This window comes from Streptomyces sp. NPDC093097 (assembly GCF_044754325.1).
Lineage (GTDB): Bacteria > Actinomycetota > Actinomycetes > Streptomycetales > Streptomycetaceae > Streptomyces.
This window is the reverse complement of record NZ_JBIVOW010000064.1, coordinates 1-1,286: the sequence shown is the minus strand read 5'-3', so window position 1 is coordinate 1,286 and position 1,286 is coordinate 1. Positions and strand designations below refer to the sequence as shown.

Below are 1,286 nucleotides of genomic sequence, written 5' to 3'. Positions count from 1 at the left end.
CTTTACTTTTAACCCCGCCAAGATCATTCCTTGGTGGGGTTTGATGCTGAGGCCCTGAACATGGAGGCGGCCACCCGCAATTCTTCGGAGTGCTGAAGCTACGAAGAAACGGTGGGGTGGCCGTGGGACTGATGATGCCAGGTACCGGCGGGTTGGTCGAGGATGAACGGGCGGGTCGGTGTAGGGAGTTGACGTCTTTCCGCGAGGGCTTGTACGGGTGTTTGCGACGTCGTGCGGATGCGTTGTTCGAACTAGCGGATGCGGTGCTGACCGTGCGCGGCCGGGCCGAGTCGCTGGTGGCGTTGTGTGAGGAGCACGTGTTCCGGCGTGGGCACGGGGCTTTGTATGACGCTGTGGCCTGCGGTGATATCGATACCGAAGCCCTGGGCCGGTTGCTTGTGGCTGCGTGGCATCCGGTGGATGCGGGGCCGGTGAAGATTGCCGTGGACGTCTCGCCGTGGGCGCGTCCGGATGCGGAGACCAGTCCGGAGCGGTGCCACTGCTACACCTCCTGTCGGTGCGACGGGTCCCGCAAGACGCTTCCCGGGTGGCCGTATTCCGTTGCGGTGGGGCTGGAGTGGGGTGCGAGTGCGTGGACCGCGCCGCTGGACGCGGTGCGGATCGGCCCGGAGGAGGATGCCACCGTGGTGACTGTGCACCAACTCGCCCGCGTGGCCGGGCGGCTGGACGCGGCTGGTCTGCTCGCCGGCCGGCCCGCACCGCTGTTCGTGTTCGACTCCGGCTACGACCTCACCCGCATCAGCTACCTGGCCGGGCAGGAGAGCCTGCACGTGCAGGTACTGGGCAGGGTCCGTTCCGACCGAGTCTTCTACGCCACAGCGCCCCGCTGTCGCAGGGACGGCAAACCGGGGCGGCCGCCCCGGCACGGGGACCGCCACGCGCTGGCCGACGTGGCGTCCTGGTCGGCCCCCGATGAGCGGTTGCATGCCGCAAACCCCCGCTACGGTGCTGTTGAGGTGTGCGCCTGGCACGGCCTTCACCAAAAGCTGGCGCGGCACGGCGGCTGGGCCGGTCTGCCTGCCGACCAGGAACTGCCGGTGGTGCCTGGCACGGTGATTCGTATCCGTGTCGACCGCCTGCCCGGCAACCGCACCCCCGAAGATGTCTGGCTGTGGCATACCGCCCCCGACAGCACCGCCTTCGACCTGGACCTTTTGTGGAAGACCTACCTGCGCAGGTTCGACGTCGAGCACGCTTTCAAGACCCTCAAGACCCAACTGGCTTGGACACTTCCCCAGATCCGCACCCCTGCCCAGGGCGACCGG

1 protein-coding gene is annotated in these 1,286 nt (G+C 67.5%); it reads left to right on the top strand.

The window, feature by feature from the left end; all coding sequences use genetic code 11:
- Positions 1-131: 131 nt before the first annotated feature.
- Positions 132-1,286, top strand: a 1,155-nt coding sequence (locus tag ACIQE0_RS38740; RefSeq protein ID WP_402341105.1) for a transposase, incomplete at its 3' end; no start/stop codon positions are given.